At 65.7% G+C, this 4,229-nt stretch carries 5 protein-coding genes; all 5 read right to left on the reverse strand.

Going from position 1 to position 4,229, the window contains the following annotated elements; translation table 11 throughout:
- Positions 1-431: 431 nt before the first annotated feature.
- Positions 432-887 (reverse strand): L,D-transpeptidase, encoded by a 456-nt coding sequence (locus tag Q8P46_01060; protein MDP2618762.1) that lies wholly within the window; start codon positions 885-887, stop codon positions 432-434.
- Positions 888-1,065: 178 nt separating this feature from the next.
- Complete coding sequence (locus Q8P46_01065) at positions 1,066-1,386, reverse strand: hypothetical protein (protein MDP2618763.1); 321 nt, start codon at positions 1,384-1,386, stop codon at positions 1,066-1,068.
- Positions 1,367-2,356: a type II and III secretion system protein family protein gene (locus Q8P46_01070; GenBank protein MDP2618764.1), complete on the reverse strand. Its 990-nt coding sequence runs from the start codon at positions 2,354-2,356 to the stop codon at positions 1,367-1,369. The genes Q8P46_01065 and Q8P46_01070 overlap by 20 nt, the downstream gene beginning before the upstream one ends.
- A 126-nt stretch (positions 2,357-2,482) precedes the next feature.
- Positions 2,483-3,211, reverse strand: a complete 729-nt coding sequence (gene istB / locus Q8P46_01075; protein ID MDP2618765.1) for an IS21-like element helper ATPase IstB — start codon at positions 3,209-3,211, stop codon at positions 2,483-2,485.
- Positions 3,211-4,229, reverse strand: a 1,019-nt coding sequence (locus Q8P46_01080) for a terminase large subunit (GenBank protein ID MDP2618766.1), incomplete at its 5' end; no start/stop codon positions are given. The genes istB and Q8P46_01080, both read right to left, overlap by 1 nt.

Genomic DNA, 4,229 nt, shown 5'->3' on the forward strand with positions numbered 1-4,229 from the left:
TGGCACGCGCCGCCTGAGATGAGGGACCCGTGCGGATGCTCGCGCTGCTTTGATTACCGTGACAATGCCCGGCACAGGGCGCTTCGGCTAGGGCCTGTTGACCCTTATCTTGCGAGGTCTGGTTTGCGCGAAATCGGTGCGAGGGCAGGAGCGAGGACGATGGACATGCAGCGCAAATTCGAGGACGAGCGACGCCGCCTCGCGCCGATTGCGCAAAATCCCGCGGGGACGGGGCCCATTATCCCGCCTGCGGCGTCGAAGACGCCTTGTGGTGGGATGGCACCACGGCAGCGCCTGCTCCTGGCAGGCGGAAAAATCGGCTCCCGCCAGACCCGCAACATAAGGGTCAACAGGCCCTGGTCCGGCCGCCGCGAAGGGCTGCTCGATGGAGTCGCGCCGGGGGCTTGCTTTCCTCGACGCGGGGCGAACCGTCAATAGACGATGACGCGGGCGCCCACGCGCACCCGATCGTAGAGATCGATGGCGTCCGCATTGGTCAGGCGGAAGCAGCCCGACGAGACATTGCCGCCGATCGTGTCGGCGCTGTTTGTCCCATGGATGCGATACAAGGTGTCCGCCCCGCCTTTGTAGAGATAGAGGGCCCGCGCGCCGAGCGGATTGAGCGGTCCGGCCGGCACCAGGTCCGGCAGGTTCGGTTCGCGTTGTTTCATCTCTTCGGGCGGCCGCCAATCGGGCCACTTCGCCTTGGCGCCGATGGCGACGCGACCGGTCCAGCCGAACCCGTCACGGCCGACGCCGACGCGATAGGCCAACGCACGGTTCGAGGCCGTCACGAGATAGAGCATCTTTTGCGCCGTATCGATGAGGATCGTTCCGGGGGTTTCCGTGCTGGAATAGGCGACAGCGGTGCGGGTCGACGGACCCAGGCTCGTCGGGATCCGGCGGCGGGGCTCAGCCCCTGGCGAACGCGCGGAGAAACCCCACAATCCGCGCCCCTGCTCCGCGAAAGCCGGGAGCGAGAAGATCGACGCCAGAGCCGCGGACAGGACGATCCGCCTGGAGATCCGCCGGCACGATCCGCTCGTTCGATCTTCCTTCACCGTCCTACGGGCCGGTGACCGTCGCGCCGGCATTGGCACCCACATTGACGGTGACATCGGTCGCCTTTGCCGGCGGAGGCGGCTTCTCGTATTTCTGGATCGCCGCGTCGACGCGCTTGCCCTGGCCGGGTATGTCGGTGTCGGCCACATCGCGGGGCCAGGGGTCGATGGTATGCACCGCCTGGTTCCAATAAACCGCGTCGCCCGCCGCCAGCGTCACCCGATCGCGATGATTGAGATAGTCGGCACAGCCTCCAAGAACGAGCGCGACAAAGGCAACCGCCGCAAGCGAAGCCCAACGCGGCTTATTGTTTGGTATGGACATCGTTGGCTCCCGGCTGCAGCTCGATGATGTGACCGTATGGCCCGTAAATTCCCTGTCCCTTCTCGAACCTGCGCAACATGTCATCGCTCACTTCCTGCATGCCGAGAAGAAAGAACTCCACATCGTTGGCGGGCCGCGTCTTGTCCAAAGGCGTGCGTAGCGGCTCCCCCGGCTTGGACGGCTTGACGATGTGCGGGGTGACGATGATGACAAGGTCGGTCTCCTGCTTCTGAAAGTCGGACGAGCGGAACAGGGCGCCGAGCACCGGAACCTGGCCGAGCCAGGGAAGCTGCGACTGGTTCTTGGTGTGGGTCGTCTGCAACAGCCCTGCCATGGCAAAGCTCTGACCGTCGCGCAGCTCGATCGTCGTCGACGCCCGACGGGTGACGAAGCCGGGCACCTCGATGTCGTTGGTGCGGATGGTGACGGATGGATCGGGCTCGCTGACCTCGGGCTCGAGCTTCAGATTGATGAGTCCGTCGTCGAGCACCACGGGCGTAAAATTGAGGCGAACTCCGTATTCCTTGAATATGATGGTGATGTCGCCGTCTCCGCTGGGAACGGGGATCGGCACTTCGCCGCCGGCGTGGAAGCTGGCCTTCTCGCCCGACAACGCGACGAGGTTGGGCTCGGCAAGTCGGCGCGCCAGCCCTTTCTGTTCGAGCGCCTGGACAACGATATCGGCGTCGATCCCGGCATCCAGAACCTGCGCCACCAGGGTTCCGAAAGGCACGGCGCCGCTCGCAAGGGCGGGACTCAAGGTGAAGAGCGCCGTCGGCGGCGATAAGAGCGTGTTCGTCGGTGGCGGAGGACCCACCGTCGGCCGATCGACGGCGCCGGTCGCCAAACCGCGCGTGCTGCCGGGATCACGAACCCACCAGCTCACGCCGAGCTCGCGGCCGGCGCTGCGACTCGCCTCCAAGAGCCGCACCTCGAGCAGAACCTGCTGCGCATTGGTGTCAATCGGCATTGGAAAGGGACCCCTTATCGGCGTGCAAAAGGGACCCCCTTGGGATGCATCACGGTGCGCCGCCTGGACCGCCGCGAGAGCGGTCATGTGGCGAAGCGGCGGTCGGGGCGGCGCCTTGCGCAGGGTTCAGGATCGGTTCTTGAACCGCCAGCTTTCATTGCCGGTTTCGATGATGTCGCAATGATGGGTCAGGCGATCGAGGAGGGCGGCCGTCATTTTGGCGTCGCCGAAGACGGTGGGCCATTCGCCGAAGGCGAGATTGGTGGTGACGATGACCGAGGTTTGCTCGTAGAGCCGGCTGATCAGATGGAACAGGAGCTGGCCCCCTGACTGGGCGAACGGCAGATAGCCGAGTTCGTCGAGGATGATGAAGTTCTTGCGTGAGAGGGTGTCGGCCATGCGTCCCTGGCGGCCCGCCCGGGCTTCGGCTTCGAGCTTGTTGACCAGATCGACGACATTGAAGAAGCGCCCGCGCGCCCCGTCACGGATGCAGGCGCGCGCGATGGCGATGGCGAGATGGCTCTTTCCCGTTCCAGTGCCGCCAACCAGCACGATATTGCGTTGATGGGCGAGGAAGTTGCCGCCGGCGAGATCACGCAGCAGGGTCTCGTTGATCGGCGTGGCCTCGAAGACGAAGTCGTCGATGTCCTTGGCCAGCGGCAGCTTGGCGATCGTCATCTGATATTTGATGGAGCGCGCCTTCTTCTCGGCGATCTCGGCCGTCAGAAGGTCACCGACGATGCGCTGGGGCTCATGCTGGCGCTTCACGGCGATGGTGATGATCTCGTCGAAGGCCGCCTTCATGCCGTAGAGTTTGAGGCTGCCCATGGCGGTCAGAATCTCGGAACGCTCCATCACAGGGCTCTCCTCAGGCTGTCATAACGGGCGCAGTCGGCATCCGGCACATGCTTCAGCCGCAGCGCCTCCGGCGTCAGGTTGAGCTTGCCGGGGATCGCCTTGGCCTGGCGCACGACGCCGGCCAGGTAGTCCTCGGTGACGGTGACGCCGAGCAGCGGGTTGACCTTCGGCCAGCAGGACGGGTCCTCCAGCGGATCGTCGCCCTTGTCGAGTGCGCAGACATAGGCGAAGGTCTCGTCGTCCTCCACCTCGCCCGCCGCGACCTTGACGGCGTGCTCGTGCTCCTCCCAGCAGATCGAGTTCCGGTCGGAGCCGGAGTTGGTGATCATCAGCAGCAGCGGCTGGCGGCGCCACTTGAAGCCGCGCTCCAGCATGTCGACGATGTAGCGGTCCGGGTGCTCGTGCACCTCGTCGCACAGCGCGAAGTGCGGACGCGGCCCCGAGCCCTGCCTGCGCTTCTCGCGGCTGATCGGACGAAAGAACGAGCCCGTCTCGAAGTCCGCCAAATTGTAGACCGGGTTCTCCCCCGACTGCTTGATGATCTCGCTCAGCCGCGGCGACTGATCCACCATCGCCACGGCATCGCGGAACAGGACCATGGCTTGGTCGCGGTCCGAGGCCGCGGCGTAGATCTCGGCTCGCGCCTCGCCATCGGCGATCAGGCCGAACAATCCGATGCCGGCGGCCAGCGGCGTCTTGCCGTTGCCCTTGCCCTCCTCGATGAAGCCGCGCCGGAAGCGACGCGTGCCATTCCCCGGGTCCGGCCCTTGGCCGGCCCGAGGACAGGCCTTGCGCTTCCAGCCGAACAGCGAGCCGACGATGAAGGCTTGGCTCGGCTCGAGCTTGAAGGCCAGCCCCTCGAACTGGCCGCCGGCGAGCCTGAGCACGTCGGGAAAGAAGCCGAGCGCGAACCGCGCCGCCTTCAGGTCCCAGGCGAGCCCCCGCTTCGCTCCCTCCTCCAGGTCCCGCATGTGCCGGGCGCAGGCGTTCCTGACATGCGGGCCGGCGACGATGC

This window comes from Hyphomicrobiales bacterium, from assembly GCA_030688605.1.
In the GTDB taxonomy this organism is placed as follows: Bacteria; Pseudomonadota; Alphaproteobacteria; order Rhizobiales; family NORP267; genus JAUYJB01.

What these genes read in the sequence shown, in the direction of transcription:
- Q8P46_01065 (MDP2618763.1), bottom strand. Translation starts at nt 1,386, where the DNA reads ATGTCCATACCAAACAATAAGCCGCGTTGGGCTTCGCTTGCGGCGGTT.
- Q8P46_01070 (MDP2618764.1), bottom strand. Translation starts at nt 2,356, where the DNA reads ATGCCGATTGACACCAATGCGCAGCAGGTTCTGCTCGAGGTGCGGCTC.
- istB (MDP2618765.1), bottom strand. Translation starts at nt 3,211, where the DNA reads ATGGAGCGTTCCGAGATTCTGACCGCCATGGGCAGCCTCAAACTCTAC.